Origin of the sequence: Ralstonia sp. A12, from assembly GCF_000801955.1 — a bacterium.
GTDB lineage: Bacteria > Pseudomonadota > Gammaproteobacteria > Burkholderiales > Burkholderiaceae > Ralstonia.
Map to the genome: position 1 here is coordinate 94,099 of NZ_JSZO01000011.1, position 23,959 is coordinate 118,057.

General features: G+C 61.2%; 26 protein-coding genes and 1 pseudogene. 11 read left to right on the forward strand and 16 right to left on the reverse strand.

What is annotated here, in order from left to right:
• Positions 1–38: 38 nt before the first annotated feature.
• Positions 39–710: a cysteine hydrolase family protein gene (locus PI87_RS14410; protein WP_039598400.1), complete on the reverse strand. Its 672-nt coding sequence runs from the start codon at positions 708–710 to the stop codon at positions 39–41.
• A gap of 136 nt (positions 711–846) precedes the next feature.
• Between PI87_RS14410 and PI87_RS14415 the strand changes: the two genes are divergently transcribed.
• The gene (locus PI87_RS14415) at positions 847–1,815 is read left to right on the forward strand and encodes a GlxA family transcriptional regulator (RefSeq protein ID WP_157003145.1); all 969 of its coding nucleotides are present in this window, start codon (positions 847–849) and stop codon (positions 1,813–1,815) included.
• An 18-nt stretch (positions 1,816–1,833) separates the two neighbouring features.
• Here the strand turns inward: PI87_RS14415 and PI87_RS14420 are convergent, their stop codons facing one another.
• Both PI87_RS14420 and PI87_RS14425 read right to left on the reverse strand, forming a co-directional pair.
• Positions 1,834–2,016 (reverse strand): glycine zipper 2TM domain-containing protein, encoded by a 183-nt coding sequence (locus PI87_RS14420; protein ID WP_039598402.1) that lies wholly within the window; start codon positions 2,014–2,016, stop codon positions 1,834–1,836.
• A 195-nt stretch (positions 2,017–2,211) separates the two neighbouring features.
• Positions 2,212–2,772 (reverse strand): YggT family protein, encoded by a 561-nt coding sequence (locus PI87_RS14425; protein ID WP_021192817.1) that lies wholly within the window; start codon positions 2,770–2,772, stop codon positions 2,212–2,214.
• Positions 2,773–2,961: 189 nt separating this feature from the next.
• Between PI87_RS14425 and PI87_RS14430 the strand changes: the two genes are divergently transcribed.
• Entirely contained in the window at positions 2,962–3,537 is a 576-nt protein-coding gene (locus PI87_RS14430; RefSeq protein WP_039598403.1) for a YbhB/YbcL family Raf kinase inhibitor-like protein, read from the forward strand.
• Positions 3,538–3,566: 29 nt separating this feature from the next.
• Here PI87_RS14430 and PI87_RS28550 read toward each other — a convergent pair.
• The 5 genes and pseudogenes from PI87_RS28550 to PI87_RS14450 all read right to left on the reverse strand — a co-directional run.
• A pseudogene (locus PI87_RS28550) lies at positions 3,567–3,875 on the reverse strand (DUF971 domain-containing protein); the annotation flags it as partial.
• Positions 3,802–4,761: a HEAT repeat domain-containing protein gene (locus PI87_RS14435; protein WP_039598404.1), complete on the reverse strand. Its 960-nt coding sequence runs from the start codon at positions 4,759–4,761 to the stop codon at positions 3,802–3,804. The gene PI87_RS14435 and the pseudogene PI87_RS28550, both read right to left, overlap by 74 nt.
• A gap of 7 nt (positions 4,762–4,768) precedes the next feature.
• Entirely contained in the window at positions 4,769–5,014 is a 246-nt protein-coding gene (locus PI87_RS14440) for a 4Fe-4S dicluster domain-containing protein (protein ID WP_039598405.1), read from the reverse strand.
• 18 nt (positions 5,015–5,032) lie between these two features.
• Positions 5,033–6,766, reverse strand: coding sequence for a fumarate reductase/succinate dehydrogenase flavoprotein subunit (locus PI87_RS14445; RefSeq protein ID WP_039598406.1), 1,734 nt, complete (start codon positions 6,764–6,766; stop codon positions 5,033–5,035).
• Positions 6,763–7,551: a GntR family transcriptional regulator gene (locus PI87_RS14450; RefSeq protein WP_039598407.1), complete on the reverse strand. Its 789-nt coding sequence runs from the start codon at positions 7,549–7,551 to the stop codon at positions 6,763–6,765. Before PI87_RS14450 ends, PI87_RS14445 begins: the two co-directional genes overlap by 4 nt.
• A 169-nt stretch (positions 7,552–7,720) precedes the next feature.
• Between PI87_RS14450 and PI87_RS14455 the strand changes: the two genes are divergently transcribed.
• Together PI87_RS14455 and PI87_RS14460 are read left to right on the forward strand one after the other, a co-directional pair.
• Positions 7,721–8,710, forward strand: coding sequence for a helix-turn-helix domain-containing GNAT family N-acetyltransferase (locus PI87_RS14455; RefSeq protein ID WP_039598408.1), 990 nt, complete (start codon positions 7,721–7,723; stop codon positions 8,708–8,710).
• Positions 8,707–9,516 (forward strand): arylamine N-acetyltransferase family protein, encoded by an 810-nt coding sequence (locus PI87_RS14460; RefSeq protein WP_052321545.1) that lies wholly within the window; start codon positions 8,707–8,709, stop codon positions 9,514–9,516. Before PI87_RS14455 ends, PI87_RS14460 begins: the two co-directional genes overlap by 4 nt.
• A gap of 41 nt (positions 9,517–9,557) precedes the next feature.
• Here PI87_RS14460 and PI87_RS14465 read toward each other — a convergent pair whose 3' ends face one another.
• The 4 genes from PI87_RS14465 to PI87_RS14480 form a co-directional block, all read right to left on the reverse strand.
• The gene (locus PI87_RS14465; RefSeq protein ID WP_052321546.1) at positions 9,558–11,330 is read right to left on the reverse strand and encodes a hypothetical protein; all 1,773 of its coding nucleotides are present in this window, start codon (positions 11,328–11,330) and stop codon (positions 9,558–9,560) included.
• Between the two features lie 91 nt (positions 11,331–11,421).
• Complete coding sequence (locus PI87_RS14470; RefSeq protein WP_039598409.1) at positions 11,422–11,697, reverse strand: hypothetical protein; 276 nt, start codon at positions 11,695–11,697, stop codon at positions 11,422–11,424.
• Positions 11,698–12,811: 1,114 nt separating this feature from the next.
• Complete coding sequence (locus PI87_RS14475; protein WP_039598410.1) at positions 12,812–14,944, reverse strand: hypothetical protein; 2,133 nt, start codon at positions 14,942–14,944, stop codon at positions 12,812–12,814.
• 237 nt (positions 14,945–15,181) lie between these two features.
• Entirely contained in the window at positions 15,182–16,138 is a 957-nt protein-coding gene (locus PI87_RS14480) for a LysR substrate-binding domain-containing protein (protein ID WP_232314004.1), read from the reverse strand.
• A gap of 166 nt (positions 16,139–16,304) precedes the next feature.
• Here PI87_RS14480 and PI87_RS14485 point away from each other — a divergent pair, with 166 nt between their 5' ends.
• From PI87_RS14485 to PI87_RS14495, 3 genes are read left to right on the forward strand one after another with little or no spacing between them, the layout of a single operon-like run.
• Positions 16,305–16,847 (forward strand): hypothetical protein, encoded by a 543-nt coding sequence (locus tag PI87_RS14485; RefSeq protein WP_039598411.1) that lies wholly within the window; start codon positions 16,305–16,307, stop codon positions 16,845–16,847.
• 7 nt (positions 16,848–16,854) lie between these two features.
• Complete coding sequence (locus PI87_RS14490) at positions 16,855–17,181, forward strand: hypothetical protein (RefSeq protein WP_039598412.1); 327 nt, start codon at positions 16,855–16,857, stop codon at positions 17,179–17,181.
• An 18-nt stretch (positions 17,182–17,199) separates the two neighbouring features.
• Entirely contained in the window at positions 17,200–18,051 is an 852-nt protein-coding gene (locus PI87_RS14495; protein WP_039598413.1) for an MBL fold metallo-hydrolase, read from the forward strand.
• A gap of 122 nt (positions 18,052–18,173) precedes the next feature.
• On the opposite strand, the gene PI87_RS14500 is transcribed toward PI87_RS14495, so the two are convergent.
• Positions 18,174–18,779, reverse strand: a complete 606-nt coding sequence (locus PI87_RS14500; protein ID WP_039598414.1) for a class I SAM-dependent methyltransferase — start codon at positions 18,777–18,779, stop codon at positions 18,174–18,176.
• Positions 18,780–19,330: 551 nt separating this feature from the next.
• On the opposite strand from PI87_RS14500, the gene PI87_RS14505 reads away from it, so the two are divergent.
• Positions 19,331–19,954 (forward strand): hypothetical protein, encoded by a 624-nt coding sequence (locus tag PI87_RS14505; protein WP_039598415.1) that lies wholly within the window; start codon positions 19,331–19,333, stop codon positions 19,952–19,954.
• A gap of 287 nt (positions 19,955–20,241) precedes the next feature.
• Positions 20,242–20,652, forward strand: a complete 411-nt coding sequence (locus tag PI87_RS14510; RefSeq protein ID WP_039598416.1) for a hypothetical protein — start codon at positions 20,242–20,244, stop codon at positions 20,650–20,652.
• A gap of 137 nt (positions 20,653–20,789) precedes the next feature.
• Here PI87_RS14510 and PI87_RS14515 read toward each other — a convergent pair whose 3' ends face one another.
• Together PI87_RS14515 and PI87_RS14520 are read right to left on the reverse strand one after the other, a co-directional pair.
• Positions 20,790–21,455: an alpha/beta fold hydrolase gene (locus tag PI87_RS14515; protein ID WP_442965491.1), complete on the reverse strand. Its 666-nt coding sequence runs from the start codon at positions 21,453–21,455 to the stop codon at positions 20,790–20,792.
• Positions 21,456–21,502: 47 nt separating this feature from the next.
• The gene (locus PI87_RS14520; RefSeq protein ID WP_039598418.1) at positions 21,503–21,883 is read right to left on the reverse strand and encodes a tautomerase family protein; all 381 of its coding nucleotides are present in this window, start codon (positions 21,881–21,883) and stop codon (positions 21,503–21,505) included.
• Positions 21,884–21,963: 80 nt separating this feature from the next.
• On the opposite strand from PI87_RS14520, the gene PI87_RS14525 reads away from it, so the two are divergent.
• Both PI87_RS14525 and PI87_RS28555 read left to right on the forward strand, forming a co-directional pair.
• Positions 21,964–22,821 carry a LysR family transcriptional regulator gene (locus PI87_RS14525; protein ID WP_039598419.1) on the forward strand — a complete coding sequence of 286 codons (858 nt, stop codon included), beginning with the start codon at positions 21,964–21,966 and terminating at the stop codon, positions 22,819–22,821.
• Between the two features lie 81 nt (positions 22,822–22,902).
• Positions 22,903–23,277, forward strand: a complete 375-nt coding sequence (locus PI87_RS28555; protein WP_084209968.1) for a cytochrome c — start codon at positions 22,903–22,905, stop codon at positions 23,275–23,277.
• An 80-nt stretch (positions 23,278–23,357) separates the two neighbouring features.
• Here the strand turns inward: PI87_RS28555 and PI87_RS14530 are convergent, their stop codons facing one another.
• Positions 23,358–23,927, reverse strand: coding sequence for a YdeI/OmpD-associated family protein (locus PI87_RS14530; protein ID WP_039598420.1), 570 nt, complete (start codon positions 23,925–23,927; stop codon positions 23,358–23,360).
• Positions 23,928–23,959: the final 32 nt, after the last annotated feature.

The window sequence follows — 23,959 nt, forward strand, 5'->3', positions numbered from 1 at the left end:
CAAGGCGAGGTGTTCGCTTTGGCGACAACGCCGCGCACTCAGGCGGCCTTCTGCGCCACCTCATCCTTGAGCAGGCCACGCGCCCGCTGATTGGACTTGTAGATGTTGTCGCGCACCGGCGCTGCGCCGGTCTTCACGCTGTGTACCCATTCCTGGGTCGACATGACCGCCGCAAAGCGCGATTGCAGCACCACGCTGAACACACGGTGGATTTCTTCCGCGCTCGCAAAGCCCGCCTGGTTCTGATACGGCACCGCGCCCGATGCATCGTGCAGGAACTCCACTGCCGTACCGTTGTGCAGCGCGTGGTTGATGGTGGACGCATCGCAGTTGTGCGTCATATAGCCAACCACGGTGAGCGTGTCGATGCCGCGCGCTTCCAGCCATTGCGCCAGATCGGTCTCCGGATAGGCGCTCGGCAGCGTCTTACGCACGTAGTGGTCATGCGGACGCGAGGCCACCACCGGGTGCAACTGCCAGCCATCCGTATCGATGGCAAACAGCGGCGAGCTGGCAGGCGAAGTCTGCTGCACGACGATCACCGGAATCCCAGCCTCGCGCGCCGTATCCATGGCAACGCCGACATTGGCAACAGTCTGCTGCGGGTTGGGATACTCGATCGGCAGGCCGCCGGTGAAGTATTCGTTCTGCACATCGATGACGATCAGGGCGCGGTTTGGGGTAACGGCGGGGGTGGCGGTTGCAGTCATGGCGAGGCTCCTAGAGCTGGTTGGGATCGGGCATTTGCGTGAGCCCGTGGACAGCATCTTCGTGCATGGCTATCCTTCCTGATAGTGGCCCGGAAGACATTCATCGATGAAATTGGGCCAAACCAAAGGATGCGCCATGCAACCCCTGGAAATCGCCGTTCTGGCCTTCAACGACATCAGCCCGTTTCACCTCTCCGTGCCGTGCCTGGTCTTCGAAGACCGCATCTGGGCGGGGCTGCCTGCCTACAACCTGCGGATCTGCGCGGGTGAGCCCGCCCGCAAAGGCGGCCTGCGCACCACGGCCGGGTTTGCCGTGCAGACCGATCTGACGCTGGAAGACGCCGCCCGCGCCGACGTGCTGATCGTGCCGTCATGGCGCGACACGCAAGAGCGCCCGCCCGCGCCCATGGTGAATGCCGTGCGCGCTGCGTACGAGCGTGGCGCCACGGTGGTCGGCCTGTGCCTGGGGGCATTTGTGCTGGCGGAGGCCGGTGTGCTCGACGGCCGCGAGGCGACCACGCACTGGAGCGCGGTCGAAGCGTTCTCGCAGCGCTACCCACGCGTGAAGCTGGTGCCCGATGTGCTGTATCTGGATGCCGATGATGGCCGGCTGGTGACATCCGCCGGCACCGCTGCGGGGCTGGATTGCTGCCTGCATCTGGTGCGCCGCTGGCATGGCGCAGAGGTGGCCAACCGCATTGCGCGACGGCTGGTGGTGGCGCCGCACCGGCAGGGCGGGCAGGCGCAATACATCGAGCAACCGCTGCACGATGCGCCGGGCGGCGATCGTCTATCCGATCTGCTGAACTGGGCCGTCGCCAACCTGGCCGAGCCGCACACACTCGACTCGCTGGCAGAACGTGCCGCCATGAGCCGACGCAATTTCACGCGGCGCTTTCGTGAGTTGACCGGCGCGACCGTTGGCCAATGGTTGCTCGGCCAGCGTTTGGCCTATGCACAGCGCATGCTGGAGACCACACGCCAGCCGGTGGAGGCGATTGCGCAACTGGCGGGGTTTGGCAGTGCGGTGTCGCTGCGCCAGCATTTCAGCCGGACGTATCACACGTCGCCCAGCGCCTACCGCGCACTGTTCGCGCAAACCTGAAAGGGGGAAGGCTGGGCCTTACTGGCCAAGCTCGTGGCCGATGATGGCGCCGGCGGCTGCACCGCCGATCGTGCCGGCCGGGCTGTGCGTGAGTTCATGCCCCGCCACGCCACCGGCCACTGCGCCGCCGAGTGTGCATGCAGACAGCGCGGGCACCAGCACAACAACCATCGAAGCGAGTACCGTTTTCCATGTGTTCATGTGTGCTCTCCTGATCGGGCCGGCGCAATGTGTGCGCCGACACCTTCAGTCGAGCAAGGCGCGTGCCGCGCTCAGAATCTGCTCACGATCCGTAGCGAGCAGTCCGAGGTTGGCTTGAGAAGCGCAGCCGTACATGTGTACGGCGAGCATCACAGAGCCAAGATCGGGCTGCGCAGTAGGATCGTGAGCAGGTTTTCACATGAACAGCGGCGAGAGCGACAGATGCGACAGCGCGATCACCAGCACCTGCGCAATCACCAGCAGGATCAGCGGAGACAGATCCAGCCGCCCGCCCAGCGGCGGCACCACGCGGCGGATCGGGCGCAGCAGCGGGTCAACCAGCGTGTTGAGCACCGCGCCCATGGGCGATGCCGGGCCCATCCACGACAGGATGGCCGACGCAATGGTCACCCACACCAGCACGTTGAATGCCCACTTGAGCACCGTGAATAGCGCTGCCACAAAGCCCCACGGCAGGAGCGCCATCGGGCTCACACCCACAGAGGCCAGCAGCAGGAACAGATACACGAGCGCCGTGGCATAGGCTGCCACCAGCGAAGACCAATCGATGTAGCCCGTGGCCGGAATGACCCGGCGCAGCGGATGCACCAGCCAGCCCGTCAACTGAAAGATGGCCTGCGACAGCGGGTTGCGCGGTGACAGCCGCACCGCCTGCGTCCAGGCGCGTATCAGCAGCGCTGCGCCAAAGAGCGAGAAGATCGTGTCGAGCAGAAAACGCGTGATGTCGCCGAACATGCGTCCGGGTCTCCTATGGTCAGGTGAGGCCAAAACAGCGGGGCGAAGGTGGATCGCCCGGGGCGCGGTATTGTCGCACGGGACCCTGACGGCAAGCTGCGTGTGGTGACGTGTCGCGCGCAGCAGGCATTGTCATGGGCCTTGGCGTATCGTGGTGGCGCATTCCACTCAAGGCCCAAGGAGACCCCCGTGAAACCACGATTGCTCCGCACGTTGTTCAATGCCGCGCTGTTCCTGCTTGCGAGTCTGGCTGCCGTGTCGCAAGCGCAGGCGCAGTCAGGTGTTTTCACCATCCAGTCGCCTGCGTTTGCCGACAACGGCGTGATGGACCGTAAGTACGCCGGCAAGAACGCTGCCAACCCGAATTGCACGGGCGACAACGTCTCGCCGCCGCTGGCCTGGTCTGACGTGCCGGCCGGCACCACCAGCCTCGCGTTGATCGTGAGCGACCCGCAGGGCGGTGGTGGCCTGGGCGTGAACCACTGGATGGCCTACGGCATTCCCGCCACGCAGACCGGCTTGCACGAAGGCGCCGGCACTGGAGATGGCCCGCGCATGGGGCAGAACACCCTCGGCAAGCCGGCGTACCTGGGGCCGTGCCCGCCCAAGGGCTCCGGCATGCACCACTACGTGTTCCTGCTGATCGCCACCGATCTGGCGCCGGACGCGCTGCCCAACGGGCTCACCCGCGCCGAGCTGGAAGCCGCACTCAAGGGGCACACCAAGGGCGCCACTGCGTGGATTGGCCGCTTCGGCAACTTCTGACAGCCCGCCAGCGATGCGAGATACGTCCACGGGAAGATGCCACGCGTGTGGCCGTCGCTGAAGATGAGTTGCACGCCGTAGCCCGCAGGTTCAATGCGAGTGACACGCACGTCGTGCGGCGCATCGATCGGCTTGCCTTGTCGCTGCATCGCCTGGCATCCAGCGCAGCGGCACGCGCGGCGCAACGCGGCGTGATCGATTGAGATTGCGGTATCCGCCCAGGCCAGATGCAGTTGGCCCTGGGCGATGTCGTTGTCGATCCGCTCAGGCGCGTGCATGTGGGCTCCCAAGCTGCGCGAGCGCAATCCGCACGGCCTTGACGACTTCCGGGTCGCCATCGGATTCCGCTGCGTGCAATGCAGGTAGCGCACTGGCGCTGCCGATTTCACCCAAGGCCAGCGCAGCCTCTTTGCGCAGATTGCTGATCGGGTGCGTGAGCAAGGCGGCAAGGATGTCGACGGCGTGTGTGGCGCGCCAGCGGCCCAGTGCTCGGGCAACTTGCAGGCGGACTTGCCAGTAGTCGTCGGCCAGTGCTTCACCCAACGCGCGGGTGACATCGGCGTTGGGTGCCAGCGTGCGCAGCTTGCCGAGCGTGGCGGCCGCTTCCTCACGCACACGCCAGACCGGGTCACGCAGCGCATCCAGCAGCGCAGGCAAGACGGATGCATCGCTTGCCAAGCCGAGTGCGCCGGCGGCTGCGCGGCGCACTTCGGCATCGGTATCGCCGCGCGCGCGTTCTGCCAATGCCGGCAATGCGGCCACCTGCTTGCGCCAGCCCAGCACGGTTACCGCTTCACGGCGCACGGTGGCTTCGGTGTCTTGCAGTGCGGCCAGCGCCGGGGCGTCGGCCTCGGACACACGCAGCTCGCGCAAACCACGCAACGCTGCGGCACGGACGAAGGCATCTGCGTGAGCAACGTACGGCAGTAGCGCGGGCGCAGATTCGGGCGATTTCAATTCACCCAACCCGAGCGCCGCTGCGTCACGCACAGCGGCGTCGTGGTCTTCCAGTGCGCGCGCCAGCGCGGCCACGGTGTCAGGCTGTTCCCACGTTGCCAGAATGCGCGCGGCTTCAAACCGCACATCGGGCGATGGGTCTTCCGCCAGCAGTGCAATCACCTCGGGCAGTACGTCGGCGTCTTCTTCATCGGCAAGCTGCAGGAGTGCGACGCGGCGTGTGGCGGCATCCGTGTCGCGCAGACGGATCAGAGTCGTTGTCGTCATCAGCACCTCAACGCAGCAGATAGGGAATGTCGACCTTCACCGCGCCGGTTGGGCAGTCCTGTTCGCAGGGCATGCAGTACCAGCACTCGTCGAATTGCATGAAGGCTTTGCCCTTGGTCAGGTCAATGGCGAGCAGGTCGAGCGGGCAGACGTCAACGCACACCGTGCAGCCTTTGTCGGCAATGCACTTGGCTTCGTCAATGGTGACCGGTGCGCTGCTGCGCGAGGCGATGTCGTGGGGCGTGAATGGCATGGCGATCGCTCCTCAATCTCATGCGGCTTGTGGGATGCGCAGATGTGCGTAGGCGTTGACACTTTGCGTGCCGTGCACATCGACGGGGATCACGTAGGGCTCGACGGCCTGCTTGCGGCTGACCATCGCGCCCTGCGCGTCTTTGTAGAGGCGCGTGTGGCAGAACCAGTTGGCGTCGTCGCGCGCGGGGTAGTCCACGCGGTGGTGGTAGAGGCCCCAGCGGCTTTCCGTGCGGAAGAGCGAGGCACGCGCGGCCATCTCCGCGCAGTCGCGGATGAAGCTGACTTCCATTGCACGCATCAGCTCGTGCGGGTTGCGCGCGTGCAGGTGCGTGATGTCTTCGGCAATTTCGTCGAAGCGGCGCAGGCCGATTTCCATCTTGCGCGTGACCTTGGGCGGCTGCAGGTAGTCGTTGACCATGCGGCGCAGCTTGTATTCCACCTGCGCCGGAGCAAGGCCGTGGTCACGTTGCAGTGGCGCGAAGATGCGCGCGCGCTCGTGGGCGATCTGCTCGTCGTCGACGCGTACCTCACCTTGTTTTCCGGCAATGTAGTCCGCCGCGTTCTGCCCGGCAAACCAGCCGTAGGTGAACGCGCCCAGCATGTAGTTGTGCGGCACGGCGGCCATGTCGCCTGCAGAGTAGAGGCCGGGCACCGTCGTCTCCGCACGCGCGTTGACGTGCACGCCCGATGCGCTGTGCCCGCTGCAGAAGCCGATTTCGGAGATGTGCATCTCCACCATCTGCGTGCGGTAGTCGGTGCCGCGCCCGGCGTGGAAGCGGCCGCGGCTCGGGCGCTCGTTGGTGTGCAAGATGGTCTCGATGGTCTGGATGGTTTCTTCGGCCAGGTGGTCGAGCTTGAGGAACACGGGGCCCTTGCCGCCCTGCAACTCCTGGTAGAACTCCCACATCATCTGACCACTCCAGTAGTCGCACTGGATGAAGCGTTCGCCGCGTGCGTTGGCGGTGAAGCCGCCCAGCGGGCCGGTGACGTAGGCACAGGCGGGGCCGTTGTAGTCTTTGATGAGCGGGTTGATCTGGAAGCATTCCAGGTTGGATAGCTCTGCACCGGCGTGGTACGCCATCGCATAGCCATCGCCCGCGTTGGTGGGGTTCTCGTAGGTGCCCATGAGGTAACCGGATGCGGGCAAGCCAAGCCGCCCGGCTGCGCCGCAACTCAGTACCACGGCCTTCGCGCGCACAACGAGAAAATCCGCCGTGCGGCAATCGAAGCCGAGCACGCCGCACGCCGCGCCGTCGGCATCCGTCAACACACGTGTGACGACGATGCGGTTGGTGATCTCCACCCGCGCGCGCTTGAGCTGTCGATACAACACCTTCTTGATGTCGTGCCCCTCCGGCATTGGCAACACGTAGCTACCCATGTGGTGGACCTTCTTGACGGCATAGTCGCCCGTCTCGTCCTTCTCGAACTTCACGCCCCAGCGGTCCAACTGCTCGATGGTGGCAAAGCTGTGCTGCGCATACGCGTACACGGCAGATTGATCGACGATGCCGTCATTGGCCAGCGTGATCTCGCGCGTGTATTGCTCGGGTGTGGCGTGGCCGGGAATGACCGCGTTGTTCAGACCGTCCATGCCCATCGAGATAGCGCCGCTGCGTTTCACATGCGCCTTGTCGATCAGCAGCACGCGCAGCGCGGGGTTGCGTTCCTTGGCCTTGATGGCAGCCATGGGGCCGGCGGTGCCGCCGCCCACGATGACGAGGTCGTACTCCAGTTCCTGCGTGTTCATACGGTGCCTTGCAAAGGGAAGATGGATTGGGCCGATGCGGCCACCTGCCGGTCCAGCCGCAGACGGTACTGGAAGGCATCGCCGCGGAAATACAGGCGTTCAAAGTCGATGGGGTTGCCGTGCGCGTCGTGCGTGAGGCGCTCTACGCGCAGGATGGGTGCGCCTGCACCTACGTCGAGTGCCGTTGCTGTTGCGTGATCCGCCAGCGCGGCATCAATGGCCAGTGTGGCGTGGCCGAGCGGCACGCCCGCGTCCTGCTCCAGCACGAGAAAGACATCGCGCGTTGCCAGGTCTGCGCGGGCAACGACGTGGCCGAGCGTTTCCGGCAGCCACGTCACCTCCAGCGACACTGGCGCGCGATCGAGCAGCCGCACACGATGCAATTCAGTCACCAACGTGCCGGGCGCGAGCTGCAGTGCCTGTGCCACGTCAACGGGCGCGGGCACCGTTTCCAACCGCAGCACGCGGTTGTGGATGCTGTGGCCCTGCGCAGACATCGCCTCCGCAAAGCCCTGCAGCGCCGTCACGTTCTGGAAGGCCTTGGGTTGGCTGACAAACGTGCCCTTGCCGTGGCGGCGGAAGATCAGCCCTTCGTTCTGCAGATCGGCCAGCGCCTGGCGCACGGTGATGCGGCTGGCGCCAAACTGCTCGCACAGCGCGGCTTCAGACGGCAGCAACGTATCGGGCGCGGCTTGCCCGCTGAGGATGCTCTCGCGCAGCGCGCCCTTGATTCGCTCATAGAGCGGCGGCGCTTGCAGGCGGGGGGAGGGTGGGGACGTCGTCATCTTGGGGGTGCACGTGTCAACTCGTCATAACAAGTGCGCCCAGTCTAAAAAGACGACGTTGGCAGGGGAACGAAGCTTTTTCGATATGGTTCTGCGGTTTTCTTTGGTGCTTGAAAAGGTTGTGTTGCGCAACTATATTGGTTGCTCAGTGCAACTTGTTGAGGTTGGCATGGATTTCATCGAGACACCCGCGCAATCGCGCGAGCAGACCATCCGTGAGCTGCGCGAGGTCTCGCGCAAGCTCGTGCGCGAACTGGGCTTCATGCGCAACACGCTGGCGGAGAGTGACTTAGCGCCCTCTGCGGTGCATGCAGTGCTGGAGATTGCCGGGGCACCGGGCATTCCAGCACGGGATCTGGCCGAGCTGTTGCGGCTGGACAAGTCGAGCACCAGCCGTCAGGTCACGCGCCTGGAATCCGCCGGGCTGATCGAGCGCCGCACCAGCAGTGACGATGCGCGCTCTTCCGAGCTGTACCTGACCAAGACCGGCCAGCAACTGCGGCGTAAGATCGACGCGTTTGCATCGGACCAAGTCTCCAACGCGCTGCGTCACCTCACCCCGGCAGATCAGCAACGGTTGGTCGCATCCCTGTCGCAATACGTCAGCGCGCTGGCCGATGACAACGACCACAAGCCGCAGCAAGGCACCGCAGATACCGGCCCCCAGATCGTGCAAGGCTACGTGCCCGGCTGCATTGGCGACATTGCAAGTCTGCACGGCCGGTTCTATGCGCAGCACTGGGGGTTTGGTGTGTTCTTCGAACGCCGGGTCGCGACCGAACTGGCCGACTTTGCGCAATCCCTGCCCGATCCGAACAAGGCGCTCTGGCTGTGCGTGGAAAACGGCCGCTGCCTCGCATCGCTGGCCATCGATGGCAACCCTCACTATCGTGCTGCGCATCTGCGGTGGTTTATCGTGGATGACGCATTGCGTGGCACGGGCGTCGGCCGCAAGCTCATGTCGCAAGCCATGCAGTTTGTCGACGCTCGCTTTGATGAAACCTATCTGAATACCTTCAAGGGTCTGGATGCAGCCCGCCACCTGTACGAATCATTCGGCTTTGAACTCACGCAGGAAGAAGAGGGTACGCAGTGGGGCAGCACTGTGACTGAACAGCAATTCCGCCGCCGCGCACACGCGCAAGGAGACCGTACGTGACATCGCAGATCAACCTGGACGCCTACTTCAACCGAATCCAATGGGGCGGCGATACCCGCCCAACGTACGACACGCTCGCGCAGTTGGTGCGCGCGCATATGCGGCACATTCCGTTCGAGAACCTCGACGTGCTGCTCGGGCGCGGTATTCGGATTGATCTGGAGAGCATCCAGAACAAGCTCGTCCATGCACGCCGGGGTGGCTACTGCTTTGAGCACGAGACGTTGTTTGCGGCAGTGTTGGAGCAACTCGGCTTTCAACCGGTGCGGCATTCATCGCGCGTGGTGCTGCTGTTTCCGCGCACTGAAGCCGCGCGCACCCACATGTTCCTGACCGTGCCGCTGCCCGAAGGCACCTTCGTCGTCGACGTGGGCTTTGGCTCGTTGGCGCCGCGCGTGCCGGTGCCGCTGGACGGCACGCAGGTCAGCATCGATGGCGAATTGCACTGGATGGTGCGCGATGGAGACCATTGGGTGCTGCGCGCGCAGGTGCGCAGCGATACGCCGGTCGATGCGTGGGTCACCACGTTGGAACAGGACTACCCGGTCGACTTCGAGATGGCGAACCACTACACGTCTACGTATCCAGCGTCGCCGTTTATGAATCGCATCTTGATGCGTGCCATCACTGATGAGGGGCGGGTGACGGTGATGAATCGGGATGCGACGATTTGGCGTGGGAATACGCCGCATAAGTTTGAATTGGAGGATCGGCGGGCGTTGCGGGATCTGCTGGCCGAATATTTCGGCATCGATTTGCCGGAGGTGGAGGGGATGCGGGTGCCGGGGGTTCCGGAGTGGGCGTGATCAACGCAAGGAGGCCGACGGAGATTGTGGTGCAGGGGCGGTCATTTCAAATGCTTGAAGAGCAGGCCTGTTGGCGACATACGTCGGACTCGATCCTCCTCGGCAATCTCACGAAACCGAGTTTTGATTTCCCTCAGGTTTGGTAGACCCGCAACCCCAAGGACACCGGAAAGTGCGCCCAGCGCTGGATTGCTCGTTAGAGCTGCGGTGACAGCAATGCCGCCTACCGTAATGCAACTCGCTAGATCGAATCCGTACAGTTTGAGCTTCTTTTGCCTTGCCTCAAGCAGCGACTTTTGATGAGCGCGAAAAGCGTTATCGAGATTTTCGACAACTTGGTCAGCAGTCCGGAAATAGTTGTTCGGGTCTACACCGATGAGGTTGGTCACGCCATGACCCAGCATGGCCCGGATTTCTTCAGCAGCTCCTTGTTTGCGTATCTGAACTACTGTCTCCGGTGGTACTTTGCCGAGCCACGACAAATTCGTGTCCTGTTCGGCGGACAAAGCATGCACGACATGCATGCTTTGGAGTCGCGCAGGATCATTGGTGACTTGGCGACCTTCGTAGTCCAACATCCACGTGTAGTAGCGCCATGAGGTTTCCGCATTTATGAAAGGTGTGCCACCGACATGGAACGCATTTTCTTGCGCTGCAAGAGCTTGCGGCATTCTTCCCAAGCATGCACCGAGCACATGATGGCCAGCACATGTTGCATCCATATCCGGCAGAATGAACTCTCGCTCTGTCATGGCTCGCGTGAGTTGGCGATGAGCGCCTTCTCCCCATTCTGTGTCGAAGAGAAGACGATCAGGGCCTTTCAGTTCGCTCATGACCTGATCGACCGTCGCAAGAGAAGCACAGAAGTCCGCGAGATCTTCTATTGACTCGAATTGGCGACCAAAAAGGTATTGACCATGAGCGCATATCGCGGGTGTCGCTCGTTCAGTCAGCCCCATTTTTCCTTTGCCGTCGAGATCGGTCTCATGAGGCAAGATCAAGACTATTGGGGGGCTTACGTCTGCCAGTGCAATGTCCCGATACGACATTGCTGTCAAGGTGTGCTTGATGAATAGCGAGGCAACGGTCTGGTCAGGTAGGTGACCAATGAGGGGCGATATTCGAGTTATCGGGCAAGGAAGCACTATTGTGTCGACATACAATCCTGCCATTGATACTGCATTTTCCCAATGTGCAGGAAACAGGTCTCCAGCGAAGGTTGCTTTTAACTGCGGTCCATCCTGAAGATGAAATGCGCCGGACTCGGAAACGGCGCTCCAGAATTCGTGCAGATTTGCAGCAAGTTCCGGAAGTCCCTTCGTGACCTTTGCAACAAAATCGGGATTCTTTACGGCCAATCTGGCGACATCTGCAGGTGACGCGGACTTCTTTTGCATCTCGTCATACAGCCAACCGAGTTCGCGAAAAAGAAGCTCGAAATATATCTCCTGGATTTGCGCCAGGCTGAAGGCAGCCATGCTCTCTTCCCGGTATTTCATTGCTCGTACAGCCATTGCTGCAGCTCTGATGCGCCCATCGACTGAGGCGGGGTCAACGAGTCCGTCAGGGCGTAACCTGATCGCTTCCCAGCTTTGCTTGAAACCATCGACGAGATGCGCGGCGAAGTGCATTTTTCCGGCTTCCAGTTTCGTTTTCATTAGGAAGATGCGGTCAGTCAATTCTTGGACTTCTTCCTCTGTGTAGATTCTTCCCGCCATTGAGGCCTCCCTAACAGTGCTGGTTTGCATGGCGATTCTATCCCGTGCGTATTGCTTCTCGGCTCGCTGCATCAACTGAAAGATGATGTAAGCCATTCAGTTTCTGTTGCGCTGTTGGAAGGTGATTCATTAAGAGCCTTTCTTCGCTCTCTTCCCCGCCCGTCTCGGGGAGAGAAGCTAATTTTTCTTATCTACCCCGCCCCCGCTCTAGCTCCTCCAACAACTCCCACCGATACAACTCCACCAACACCCCCTCCAGCGTGGTGAGCAAATACACCCCAATCCCATCTAAAAACCCCGCGTGGTACTCCGCCGACTTCTCACAGGCGTAGCTCTGAAACTCCCATCGCAGCACCCTCGGCTCAAACTGCCGATGCAGCTTCAGCCCCGCCTGCGTCCGCCGCAGAAACTCCCGCGCAGACAGCGCGCCTTTCAGATAGTCCCGGTTGTGTTCAAGCGTCATCGCGCACCTCCGCACACGGCGTGGCGATCAATGCAGGGTGGGGAGGGGAAATATGCGGAGCAGCGTCCGCGAGATGTGGGAACAGCGTGAATCAGTAATGCCATCGTCTTGCCCTCTAACTTTGAGTAAGGGGAGCCGCCCACCAGGAGGGGTGGGCGGGCACACGGCAAGGTCTGCAATACCGATCAGATCACACAAGAACCGGCAGGGCCGAAGCCCTCCCTGCCGGGCCCGCCCATATAGGCGAACGACGGCGCGTCAGTGTCATAACGACACTCACGGTGTGATCTGAATTCGGGATTGCAGTCCCGGCTGCGCTTGTTTGCGCGAGCGGGGCTGAGTTTAGGGGTGCCGAGCAGCGACGGCAAGTTGGGGTTTCTGGCGGTGCGAGACTCAGAGTGCATCCGCCGAGTAGAAAAGCGCCGCGCGCGGGGTTCAGAACAGCAGGCCCCGAGTTCCGAACCCTAAACGCCGAGCAAAAAGCTCCAAACGCCGAGTTCAGAGCACCGGTCGCCGAGCAAAAAGCGCCGATCGTCGAGTCCAGAACCCCACTCGCCGAGTTCATGGCCTCAATCGAGACCCAAAAAGTGTCATGGGTTGCTGAAAAAAACAGCAAGCGTGAGGAAAAAAGTGTCGCGCGCCGAGTTCGGAAACTCACGCGTGGAGTTCAGAATGCGGAGCACCGAGCAAAAAGACTCGATACCTTGCTGAAAAAAGCAGCAACGGTGGAGCAAAAAGCCTCGCGATCGACATTTGGAACTCGACACGCGAGGTAAAAAGCTCGGCGCTCCGAGAAAAAAGCCTCAAACGCCGAGCTTGAGGCAACGCATTCCGGCAAGAAAGCCGGTGCAGGTATCCTGCGCGCATGTCGAAAATCACGATCTGTTCGCTGCTGTGCAAGAACCCGCCGGGGTTGCCTGCGTGTCGGAATCGGGTGATTGATGTCACGCGCTGTTGTGCGCCGGCGGCTGCGGCGGGGCAGCGTTAGCGCGGTAGACGCGCAAAGAAAAAGGCGTGCCGCCTGGCACGCCTTTCCACCACCTTGATCGACCACGTTCCGTACGCCTGATGCATGGCGTGCAAGAACGTCGGCCGGATCGCGTCGCTTTCTCGCTTAGTTGTACGTGTACACGGCGCTCTTCATGCTGTTGTCCAGCATGCGGTAGTTGAACAGCAGCGAGCGCGTGCCAGTGCTGGTCAGCGCCGGCACCTGCTGCAGGTTCGGTGCGATCACAACCGAAGTTGCGCCACGGCGCACGTTGGTCGACGCGCTGTAGGTGCCCTTCAAGTCCACCGTAACGGCAGCGCTGCCGATCTGTTGGGCTGACAGGTTTTGCACCCAATCTGCCGTGATCGAAGACAGCACGCCGTTGGTGGCACTGTTGGACGGGTTCAGATCCGCCAGCGTCTGGCTGCCAGCCGTATTCCACGGCAGGTTCACAGCCTGCGTTGCCTGCACCAGATCCGTGATCAGCGACTTGTAATACACGCGGTCAGGCGTGGTCTGCGAGCCATAGAACAGCTCAACCTTGTAGCGCGAGCCCTTGGTGACCGGAGTCGGGTCCAGGGTGTCCGATGCCTGCGCCCAGACCGGGTTGCTGAAATCGCTGCGCGGGGCGGCCAGCGTGGTCGCGGCGCTGCCCGTCAAACCAACCGTACGGGCGAACCAGAAGTTCGGGCAGTTGAACGTGGCCGTGCCGCCGTTGCTGCAACGGGTGGTGGCCGGAACGACGCCGAACTTGTTGCTCACGTCCATGTACCACTGATCCGGCTCGTTGCTGTCGCCGGTGGGGGCAACGTAGACGAGGCCGCTGGTGGGCAGGCCTGGCCCGGTCACGCGCACAAAGTTCAGGGTGCCGTTGCCGTTGACGGTGCCCGGGCCCTTGGCGTTGATCGAGAACTGGATGCCGGTCTGGAAGTGGCTATAGGCGTTGCTGTTGGCGCTGGTGCCGGTGAAGTTCGGGTTGACCTGCTCGACCCGGCGAACCAGCAGGCGGTCGCTGATTTCCACAGGCTGCTGATTGCCCACGACCCACCAGTTGGACGGGTGTGCACTCGACGTGCCCGAGGCGACGTAGCGCACCAGCACGATGATGTTGCCCGGGTTGCCGTTGATGTCCAGGTACTTGTTGTTCAGCACGGCCGTGTCGTACGTGGGGGACGACGCCGAGCCCGCCGGATAGAACGCCATGACTTCCGGCACGCTGAACTTGGCGCCGGTCATGCTATCGCTGACCAGGTAGCCGTAGAGCAACTGTCCGAACGCGTAACCGTTGTGCAGGAAGGCGATGCCGCCAGCGTTGCTGGTGTCCGATGCGATGTTCTGGCAGGCCGGCGCCAGCGACGTCACCTTCGGGCCGCCTTGCGTCATCGGCAGTGACGTGTCAACACCGAGCACACGTTGCGAAGTCGGCAGTGCAAAGCAGGCCGTCAGCGCATTCGCCAACGCCTGCGCACCCTGCGGCAAGCTGGAAACGTTGGCAGCCGGTGCAGGCAGCGCCGAGCCGCCGCCGGTGGCGGTGGCCAGCGGCACGGGTGTGCCGTCCACCGTACCCAGTCGCAGCTGGCCGGTGGCCGGGTCCTTCGATACCGTCACCACGTCCAGGATCTGGTCGGCCGTGTTGCCAACGCCAGACGGCGTAGCGGCGGAAATGCTGGTGGCGAACGGGTCATAGTTGGCCGGCGCACCGATGGCGCTCAGCACCGATGACAGTTGCTTCACCACGTTGGCGGTAACGGCCTTGAGCGCGTTCGCATCCACCGTCTTGGCATTGACCAGCGTCAGCGGGTTCCCGTCCGGCGAGAGCTGCGCCACGATGGCGGAGGTCAGCGGCGTGGCATTGAGCGTGAGCGGCGTGCCGGCCGGCGGGGTGGTTGTGGTCACGCTGACCAGCGGCGCGGTATTGCCGGTCGGGTCGGTGACGACCACGAAGAACGGCGCCGTCGCGCCAGTTTTGAGCGTGCAGGTGTACGTGCCCAGCGCACTGGTGGTGATGGCTGTCTCAACGCACGGCGAATTGCCGGTGCTGTCGGTCACGACAACGTTGGCGTTGGCCAGCGCGCTACCGGTGGCGGCGGTGCCGGTCAGGCTAGCGGCTGCCGGCGTGACAGTGCTTGTGCCACTCGAAGCGGAGCTATCCGATCCTCCACCCCCGCCGCAACCGGCAACCAGCGTCACTGCGGCCAATGCAATGACTGTCGCGGCCGAACTCAATTGCCAGATGCTCTTGGCATGCGTTGCTTTCATCAAAAACCTCCCTGTTTTTGTTTTGTCATGAGGTTGCGCGCAAATGGCCCCTCTCGATTGAGAAAGGCGTTAAGCAGCAACCTCTATGTGCGCGCGGGCGAGTGCGCTCGCGCACGCGGATGCTAAGAAAAAAGCAGCAGGGAATCTATCCCTATATCGTGGGATAACCGTTTGGTTAGGTGGAGATTTTGGTTATTTCATGGGAATGAAACGAGTGGTCTTTATTGCTTGGGGGTATTAACTTCCCCTCCTGCCAGCAGCCGTTTTGCGGGGGCGCTGTGAATCTTTCGCGTTTGATCCGCCTGCCACCGCCCCCTGAGCCTCCCCAAGCATCCACCTGGCAAACGCCTGCACAGGCCCCTCACTCAACTCGATCGGCTCAGGAAGCACAAGGCAGAAGTTCTTGGTAATCGCTTTGCCGTCTGGCCAAGGCGCCACCAAACGGCCTTGTTCAAGCTCCGCTCCGATGTAAAGACGCGGCACCAGCGCAACGCCCAAGCCAGCCAGTGCCGCCTCTATCAGCATGGAATGGAGGTCGTAACGTGCACCAACCGCCGAGTTGGTGAGCACGATGCCGGACTCTTGTGCATACACCTGCCACGCATCCGGATTCTGTCGTCTGTGCAAACGTGGCAACACATCCAGCGACGGGTTCGCGCCGGCGTCTGCAAGCAGCGCCGGACTGCAGACGGGCACAAGTACCTCTTGCAGCAGGGGATGCAGATACATACCCGCCCATGCCGGGTGCTCAAAATGAATGGCCGCGTTGAAGCCGCTACCCGCGAGCAGGAAGGGCTCCATCCGCTCGGCGATATGCACGGTGATGCTCGGGTGCTGATCCTGAAAACGCTTCAGCCGGGGGATCAGCCAGCGGGTGGCGAAGGTTGGAATTGCGGCGATTTCAATGCTCGCGCCTTCGATCGGCTGCCCCATCAGATACAGGCTGTCCCGCTCCAGCCTGTCCAGCGTCTCTCGCACCTGCACCGCATATCGCGCACCGTTGGGTGCGAGCCGTACGCGATTGCCGACCCGCTCGAACAAGGTGACGCCCAAGAACGCCTCCAACCGGCCAATCTGACGACTGACGGCGCCTTCGGTGCGCGCCAACTCCTCGGCGGCGCGGGCGAAGCTTCCGTGTCGAGCTGCGGCTTCAAAAGCCTGGAGTGCGGAATTGCTTGGAATTTTGCGTGGCATTGACGTCTCGCCGATCAAGGTGTGCTCGTCGTCAGCTTGAGTAAATGTCACTGAAGCCTGACGTTATTTCGTTTTATACGTCGGAATTGCCAGCCTAGCATTACGTTACTGCAGTGAACATGAACCGTCTGCAGAACGACACGCATCCTGCTCGAAGGACAAACTGATGCTCTATACCGTGGAATGCAGCTTCGCTGACCCAACCAGCGAAGCCGAATGGAACGACTTTTACAGCCAGGAAAAACTGTCCGCGCTTATCTCGGTGACGGGGTTTCACACGTCGCAGCGCTTCAAGGCGATCAGCGATGGCTGCCCCGTCTATCTGGCCATTCACACGATTGACGGCCCCGACGTCTTGACCGGAGAGGAATACCGTCGAAAGGGCGGCGGCAATTTCGCGAGGTGGCAGCAGCAGATCACTGACTGGCACCGAAATCTTTACAGCGACATCGGTCTCGCTCCAGCGGTAAAGGACGATGAGCTTCTCGCGCTTTGTGCAAGCGGTCCCGATTCGTTGATCCAAATGGGCATCACGCCCTTGGCCATGCAGGCCGTTGCGCTCGAGAGGTTTCCAGAGCGCCGTTGGCTCGCGGTACTGCCTCGGTGCAATGCGCAGGTTGTCGAGCACATCGCGCAAGGGATTCACCTTTACGTGCCGATGACGGAGCAACTGACAAGCGCAGGCTCCTTGTCGACAGCGCAGGAATAGCGCTGAGATGCCGAACATCACCTTCTATTTGGACGTGAAGCAGATGCCGTCGGATGAATGCCTTGCCGAGCTTTCTCGCGACTGCATCGAACTCTGCACCACTGTGCTTGCAGCAGCGCTCAAGAACGTTCACGTCATCTTTGTGGATGTTCGGCACGGATATGGGCATCCCGTCTTTGCGGACATCCAATACCGCCTCGAGACGTTTCGCACGCCACGGGTCATGAACCAGTTCATGGAAGCCCTGGATAACGCAATTGCCCGTCGCACAGGGCTCACGGCGCGCATCCGTTGCTTTGGTCATGCGGCGTCGAACATTGACGCCCGCAACTAGCCCGTCAGGAGAGGTCTTGTGTCCACCCTTACTTTTCCCAGTCAGCAAGTCGGGGATTTCACGATCACCGCCATCAGCGATGGTTACCTCACCGCCAGCCTCGACTTCCTCTCGAATATCGACACGTCTGAGGCTTCCAGAATGCAGCGCGATGCGGGGCAGCAGGCGCCGGCTGCTGTGCATATCAACTGCTACGTAGTGCGTGGGGCGGGCCGTACCATCCTCATCGACGCAGGTGCCGGGGGCATCAAGCAATGGGGCGGCCGCCTGAAAGCCAATCTGCTGCATGCCGGGATAGCGCCATCGACGGTCGACACCATCCTGCTTACACACGCGCATCCTGACCATGTCGGCGGGCTGGTGAGCGCAGCCGGGCAAATTGCCTTTCCGAATGCGGAGCTGGTTGCGCATCAACGAGAGGTCAGGTTTTGGCGGGATGACGGCAACCTGAGCCGCGCCAGCGAGCGGGCACGCGGCAACTTTCAGATAGCGCGTCAGGTGTTCGACGGCTACAGCGACAAGCTTCGCACGTGCGATGAGGGAGAGGTGCTCCCCGGTATCAGCGCAATGCCGCTGCCGGGGCACACAGATGGGCACACCGGCTACGTCCTCGAATCCCGTGACCAGAGTCTTCTTGTCTGGGGGGACGTTGTTCACTTTCCCCACATCCAGATTCAGCGGCCAGGCGTATCGATTGCATTCGATCAAGATCAGTCCCAGGCAGCCACGACACGTTCAAGGCTTCTGGACATGGTCAGCGCGGAGGGGCTGTTGATCGCCGGGATGCATTTGGGGGAACTCGGCTTCGCGCGCATCAAGCGGGCGAGCGAGGGATATGGTTTGTTTTACGAGACCGACGCTGCAGGATGACGTTGGCGCATGAACGCTTGATCGAGAACGTGTGTGAAAGGCGATTCCTGACCCGGGGGGGCAGTCGTTCCATTGCTGAGAAACCCTCCCTGATTGGAACGACGCCGTCAGACTGCGGCGGCTCAAGATACCCGCTTCAGAGCGATGAAACTCCAGGTCACATCCCCCCGGCCAAGCATGTCTTCGCGTTTGCTGCAGTGATGTTCCTGCAATCCGGCTTGCATACCCAGTGCGATGGTCTCGTCTGCGGACACATCGAACATTCGCCGCCCATCGGGGACAGGACCGTGCCGAAGCGACATGACGACCAAGCCGCCAGCGCTCAAGAGTTCGGCTACGGCAAACATCGCGGTCTGCCGCTCCGTCTCGTCAAGGTGCATCCAGACCGCCGTAAGAAGGATCAGATCAAAGCGCTTCGGTTTGCTGCGCATCACGCGGAGCATCGGCAAGTGATCATCCACCCATTCGAGATTGGGGAGGGCGTGAAGCCTTTCCCCCTCATGCCGCAGTTCTGGCGTCGGCTCGACTGCAACGACGCGATGTCCGCGCGCAGCCAGTGCGGCGGCGTCGCGGCCAGAGCCTGCGCCGATGTCGAGCACATCTGCAGTATTCCGCGGAAAGAGATGAATGACATCTCGATGAACCGCCTCAAACGCAATGCTTTCATACTGCGCAACCAACTCAGTCGCACGGCTGCCATAGCCGGCTGTACCAGCGGGAGCATTCATGAAGTCTCCGAGAATGCGCTGTGTAGTGGACGATCAGCTCGATTCGAAACACGCATTCTGATGGAGATCGGCCCATCTGGGGAATTGGTTGACCGGCACAGCGCGATGAACGCGCGGTTGATTCTTCAATGAAGACAGCAACACGACCATCCAATAGCGGCCTTGCAAGAGGCGCGTCGCCTTCCTTACCAACGTCTTTTTCCATCGCGCAGCGCCCCTAAATTTGGGGATGTTCGCACCTACCCGGTTTGATATTTCTGCCCCTGCCTGAGCGATGCCCCTTTCTACGGCTCAGGTCATGTTCTGAACAGGGAGAGATCAAAATGAAACGTACAAACCGGCTGGCGACTTTGCTCTTATGTGCAAGCGCCGCGCTGATGGCAGCCGCATGCGGCGGTGGCGATGGTGGCAGTGGTGGCGGCAACGCCTCCGGGTCTGGGGGTTCCCTCACCGGCGATGGTGCAAGCTGCAGCGCTGTCAAACCGCAATGCACGGTGTCCGCGTCTCCAGCTTCTACGGCAAACAGTCCGTTGCCGGCTGGGACCAACGTCATGCTCAGCGCAAGCTGCAGCACGGGTGTGACCCAAGCGGATTGGTTCACCAATGCGCAGACGTTTGCCAAGGGCCTGAACGTAACGGTCAATCCGAGCACGACAACGGGCTACGGCTTTGCCTACAGCAACTGCGCCGGTGGTGACCACACTGGTCTCTATGTCTACGTGGGGTCTGGCACCAATGGCGGCACACCGGGGAATGGTGGCGGCAGCAACGGCGGCGGCAACGGCGGCAATAGCGGCAGCATCAGCACCAATTCCGGCACCAGCGCGGTCAACTGCCTGCGTATGGGCACCACGGCACAAGGTTCGATCACGATCACGAACACCTGCAACGCGAGAATCTCGACTGCCTACTGCAACCTCTACGCAACGGCACCCAGCTCAACGGGCACACTGTTCGTTTGCAGCGGCCACGCGGCATCCTATAGCCCAAGCGGGTATGTGTATGAGCAGGGCGCGGGTTCGATTGCCCCAGGGCAGACCGAGATCCTTTTGGGCACTGCCGTGCAAAACCAGAAGTCGTGGGTGATGGCTTGTGCGAGCGGGAACCCGCATATCGTTGACTTCAATACCTCAACCATCAGCGCCAACTCCACCGCAACAGGCATCTGCTATTGAGTGCGCGCGCGCGGGCTTCGGAACCGAAAACGCTCAGGGCGGTGCATCAGCCGCCCCGGTCCTTGAGCGTGAAGCCCGCGTGGAACACGTCCAACGCATCTGAGCTGGCGGCATTTCCGGATGAGACCTATCTCAATGGTGGATAGGTGCCGCACCCTCCACCCCTGCCAGCGCGAGTTCCACCCAGCAAACGGAACAATGCGTTCCGTTTTTGTGCATTGCAATATCCGGTGAGGCTTCCTACCTTCGATTGACCGTCGTTCTGCTGACGCCCCAGGAGGTATGCCATGAACACCACGAACACTACGCTCGACACCGGACACTTGTCCTTCCGTTCCGAGGCCGACAACACGGTTTCGGCCCTTCAACATCGCGACATCGTTGCTGCATTTACCGCGCAGTCATCTTCCCAGCGTATCGCTGTGCTGCACATGCTCTACCCGCACACCGACGCCCGCACGCACCGCAGCCTGGATCACCTGGTGGACGCATTGCATCGCCATGGGCTCCATGGGGTCGCCGCGCTGGTGGAGGGGGAGGCGCGCTACCTTGTGTTCGAAGACCCCTCCGAAGCATGGCGCGCACTGCACGAAATTCGCCATGACTCGTTGGCCGTTGGCGTACATCTCTACTACCGCGGCTTGATGGGTGGTGCTGCTGAAGCTGCGTTGGATGTCGATGCGCATCTCTTGCAGTGAGCGTCTGACGCTCCCCTTGCCGTGCTTCACCAACGACGAATGCACGGTTGAATGACCGTGAGGGACGAGGCTCGAGATCGCCCCTGAGCGGTCAGTCAACAAGCGTACGCGCGCGGCCGTCATCCAACCTTGCGATGTCAAGCGCGGTCACTGGCGCCGCGCCGAAGTAAGTGGGCATCAACCAGCGGAGCCAGCTGCAACGCATGCTCATGTGCCAGGTTGTGGTTGCCACCTGAGACGACGTGCAACTGCGCGTCATGCAGCAGTTCAGCTAGCCGCTCGCCAACCGCGACCGGGCTGATTGGATCGGCATCTCCCCAAAGCAACAGGACCGGTTGTGTGATCCGGCCCAGCGCGTCCGTCAGATCGGCCTTGAACGATGTGAACCAATCTGGGAAGGTCGGATTGGCCTGGATGAATTCGTTTTGCCAATCCGCGGCACCCAATGCGCGTGTGTCGAGCCCGCCAGAAGTCACCGTCAGCACCAAGTGGGTCACCAGGTCAGGCTTCTCCAACGCAGCGCGAATCGCAATCACACCCCCCATCGATTGGGCGATCAAGGCGGTGGGTTGGTCGATGCGGGATACGACCATCCGCACAAGGTCGTCGATGTCGTTGACATCGGGCGCGACGGGCTCCTGACCGAACCCCGGATACCCAAGGAAGACCTGTGTGGCAGGGTGCGTGAGCTGACCGGCGAGCGGCTGCCAGAACGCAGTGTTGCCAGATGCCCCTGGCAGAAAGAGCAATGTCGACGGGGCATGCAAGTTCTGGTTCTCCATGTCTTCGTGGGGGGAGTGCATCAAGCGTTTCGACGTGTTGAATTGTTGGCGATGGACACCGCATTGCCTCAAGCGTATTGCGCAAGGCCGTGGCCGAGAGACCAATTCTCTTTCACAACCTCGACAAGGCTCACGAACACGTCCTCCGGCCGGATGCCCGGGTTCTCGCCAAGCAGCTCCGCGATCCGCCGAAACAGTGCTTTCTTTTGTTCCACGGTGCGAGTGTTGTTGGCGGTGATCTGGATATACACGAGGTCGTCGCTCCGGGCGACGTCAAGATAAGACGCGCCGTAGCGGAAGTTCGCAGCTTCATGCTCAGTCATGGCCATGAACTGGTTGTCTTCAGGAACGTTGAACGTTTCGCGCATCGCGCGGTAAATGGCGTCGAAGATTGCCTGCCGATAGGCTTCCGTCTTTCCGGTGCGCAACGAGATATGAGCGAGTGGCATCGTGAGTCCCCTTGTTGTCTCGCTTCATACTAACTATTCTGTTGGGTTATGTATTTTTATTTCAATGATAATCATTTGAAATGACTGAGCGCCCCCTCGACCTGGATGCCGTCACGGCCTTCGTCCGTGTTGCTGAGCTTGGCAGCTTTACGCGTGCCGCCCAGGCCATGCAGACAACGCAAGCCGCAGTCAGCTTGAAGCTCAAGCGGCTCGAAGACAGGCTCGGTTTCCGGTTGATTGAGCGAACGCCCCGGTACGTGGAGCTCTCAGCGCGGGGCGCAACCTTCCTTGAGCACGCTCGCGAACTCCTGGAAGTCCATGATCGCGCGCTCTCTGCATTTGTCGGGACCCGGCAGCGCCTCACCATTGGCATCAGTGACCATGTTGCGGGGCCAGAGCTTCCGGCATTGATCGCGCGCATGAACGCGCAAGACCCGGAGCTGTTGATTGAGGTCCGGATCGGATCGTCGGGTGACCTGCTGCAAAGCTTTGACCGACGAGAACTCGACACGGTGATCGCCCGCTTGCATGTCGGTCGGGATGACGGAGAAGTGCTTGCCGAAGAAAAGCTGGGCTGGTTCGCGGCACCTGGCTGGCATCCTCGAGCAGATGAGCCACTGCCGCTTGCCACGCTTGCAGAGCCATGCGGCGTGCGTGCGCTGGCAGGTAAGCTTCTCGACGAAGCAGCCGTGCCGTGGAGAGAAGTCTTCGTTGGTGGCGGTGTGGCGGCGGTTTCTGCGGCCGTCATGGCCGGGCTTGGCGTTGCCGCGTTGGCGCCGCGGATGTTGCCGTTTGGCGCCGTTGACGTGGGCGCCAAGCTTGGGCTTCCCGGCTTGCCGCGGCTGCCGATTCTGCTTCACACAAGGGTCAAGGACGGTCGCCCTCGTGACGTGCTGGCCGCGCTTTCAGCGGCCTTCCGGAGCGTGGTGCGAGGCTAGCGGAGCGTTAGGTTATCGGGTTGCTCGCGGAAGGGCGGATGTTGTTTCATAGCAGGCTTGTAAAAAAAAAACTACGAAAAAATGAGAACAATCTTCATCGCTTCACTAGGGATTTCATTGCTTATTCAGACGTCACTATCCTTCGCGGATAGCGACAATGGGAAGAAGCTCTTTTTGGCAAGATGCGCCATGTGCCACGGAGCAGATGCCAAAGGAACAGGGCCGTTGGCCAACAAGAGCAATCCACCTACGCCTGATCTGACGACATCCGCTTTCAGAAAGCGACTCAGTGACTATCCGGGCGTCATTGTTTCGTCAGTCATACTTCGGCCAAATGGAGACTTGATTCCAAAAACGTTGCGGGAGAATGGTGTCAAGCTGTCACCTCACCCTTGGACGGTTAAGGACTTCCGTGATTTGAATCAGTACATGAGTGGCCTGATTTCAAAGAAATAAATAGACAGGTTATGACTGAAAGCCGTCGCCTGTGCACCGAGAGGCCGACGGCTATTCCGGCTCCAGGCCGACGTTGAACGCTATGGGTGAAGCTTTTCGCCGTTGTTCAGCATGTCGATGAACTGAGCGATTTTCTTTGCGCGTGTTTCGGCCTTCTTTACGTTCTGGATTCTGAACAGAATCGCGTACCGGTTCTGGCCATTCAGGGTTGCGAAGAATTGCTTGGCCTTCGGGTTGGTGTCGAGGGCTTGTTGCAGATCATCGGGCACGGTCGACGTACTCGCAGAGGGATAGGCCGCCTCCCAACGTCCGTCGTGCTTGGCTTGATCGATCGCGCGAAGCCCTGTGGGGCGCATCCTTCCGGCGGAGATCAACGCCTCAGCCTTTGCCTTGTTGATCTTCGACCAGATGCTTTTGGCCGTTCTAGGCGTAAATCGTTGTAGCCAGTAGTGCTCGCTTTCCGCCTGCTTTTGCCCGTCAATCCACCCGTAGCAGAGGGCGCTCTCAAGTGCCTGTGCATAGGACACAGTCGGTTGTTCGGCAGACCGCTTTGCTATGCGGAGCCAGACACCGGGCACATCCTCTGCGTTGGCTTCGAGCCAGGCTTCCCAAGCTTCCTGATGGGTGAACGAGAGTGTTGGGTTGTGCATTTCGCTAAACCTTACGTGCTTGTTCAATGGCG

Excerpts from the sequence above, each read along its gene's own strand:
- PI87_RS14410 (WP_039598400.1), bottom strand. The coding sequence starts at position 710 with ATGACTGCAACCGCCACCCCCGCCGTTACCCCAAACCGCGCCCTGATC.
- PI87_RS14415 (WP_157003145.1), top strand. The coding sequence starts at position 847 with ATGCAACCCCTGGAAATCGCCGTTCTGGCCTTCAACGACATCAGCCCG.
- PI87_RS14420 (WP_039598402.1), bottom strand. The coding sequence starts at position 2,016 with ATGAACACATGGAAAACGGTACTCGCTTCGATGGTTGTTGTGCTGGTG.
- PI87_RS14425 (WP_021192817.1), bottom strand. The coding sequence starts at position 2,772 with ATGTTCGGCGACATCACGCGTTTTCTGCTCGACACGATCTTCTCGCTC.
- PI87_RS14435 (WP_039598404.1), bottom strand. The coding sequence starts at position 4,761 with ATGACGACAACGACTCTGATCCGTCTGCGCGACACGGATGCCGCCACA.
- PI87_RS14440 (WP_039598405.1), bottom strand. The coding sequence starts at position 5,014 with ATGCCATTCACGCCCCACGACATCGCCTCGCGCAGCAGCGCACCGGTC.
- PI87_RS14445 (WP_039598406.1), bottom strand. The coding sequence starts at position 6,766 with ATGAACACGCAGGAACTGGAGTACGACCTCGTCATCGTGGGCGGCGGC.
- PI87_RS14450 (WP_039598407.1), bottom strand. The coding sequence starts at position 7,551 with ATGACGACGTCCCCACCCTCCCCCCGCCTGCAAGCGCCGCCGCTCTAT.
- PI87_RS14455 (WP_039598408.1), top strand. The coding sequence starts at position 7,721 with ATGGATTTCATCGAGACACCCGCGCAATCGCGCGAGCAGACCATCCGT.
- PI87_RS14465 (WP_052321546.1), bottom strand. The coding sequence starts at position 11,330 with ATGGCTTACATCATCTTTCAGTTGATGCAGCGAGCCGAGAAGCAATAC.
- PI87_RS14470 (WP_039598409.1), bottom strand. The coding sequence starts at position 11,697 with ATGACGCTTGAACACAACCGGGACTATCTGAAAGGCGCGCTGTCTGCG.
- PI87_RS14475 (WP_039598410.1), bottom strand. The coding sequence starts at position 14,944 with ATGAAAGCAACGCATGCCAAGAGCATCTGGCAATTGAGTTCGGCCGCG.
- PI87_RS14480 (WP_232314004.1), bottom strand. The coding sequence starts at position 16,138 with ATGCCACGCAAAATTCCAAGCAATTCCGCACTCCAGGCTTTTGAAGCC.
- PI87_RS14485 (WP_039598411.1), top strand. The coding sequence starts at position 16,305 with ATGCTCTATACCGTGGAATGCAGCTTCGCTGACCCAACCAGCGAAGCC.
- PI87_RS14490 (WP_039598412.1), top strand. The coding sequence starts at position 16,855 with ATGCCGAACATCACCTTCTATTTGGACGTGAAGCAGATGCCGTCGGAT.
- PI87_RS14500 (WP_039598414.1), bottom strand. The coding sequence starts at position 18,779 with ATGAATGCTCCCGCTGGTACAGCCGGCTATGGCAGCCGTGCGACTGAG.
- PI87_RS14505 (WP_039598415.1), top strand. The coding sequence starts at position 19,331 with ATGCTCAGCGCAAGCTGCAGCACGGGTGTGACCCAAGCGGATTGGTTC.
- PI87_RS14510 (WP_039598416.1), top strand. The coding sequence starts at position 20,242 with ATGAACACCACGAACACTACGCTCGACACCGGACACTTGTCCTTCCGT.
- PI87_RS14515 (WP_442965491.1), bottom strand. The coding sequence starts at position 21,455 with ATGCACTCCCCCCACGAAGACATGGAGAACCAGAACTTGCATGCCCCG.
- PI87_RS14520 (WP_039598418.1), bottom strand. The coding sequence starts at position 21,883 with ATGCCACTCGCTCATATCTCGTTGCGCACCGGAAAGACGGAAGCCTAT.
- PI87_RS14525 (WP_039598419.1), top strand. The coding sequence starts at position 21,964 with ATGACTGAGCGCCCCCTCGACCTGGATGCCGTCACGGCCTTCGTCCGT.
- PI87_RS28555 (WP_084209968.1), top strand. The coding sequence starts at position 22,903 with ATGAGAACAATCTTCATCGCTTCACTAGGGATTTCATTGCTTATTCAG.
- PI87_RS14530 (WP_039598420.1), bottom strand. The coding sequence starts at position 23,927 with ATGCACAACCCAACACTCTCGTTCACCCATCAGGAAGCTTGGGAAGCC.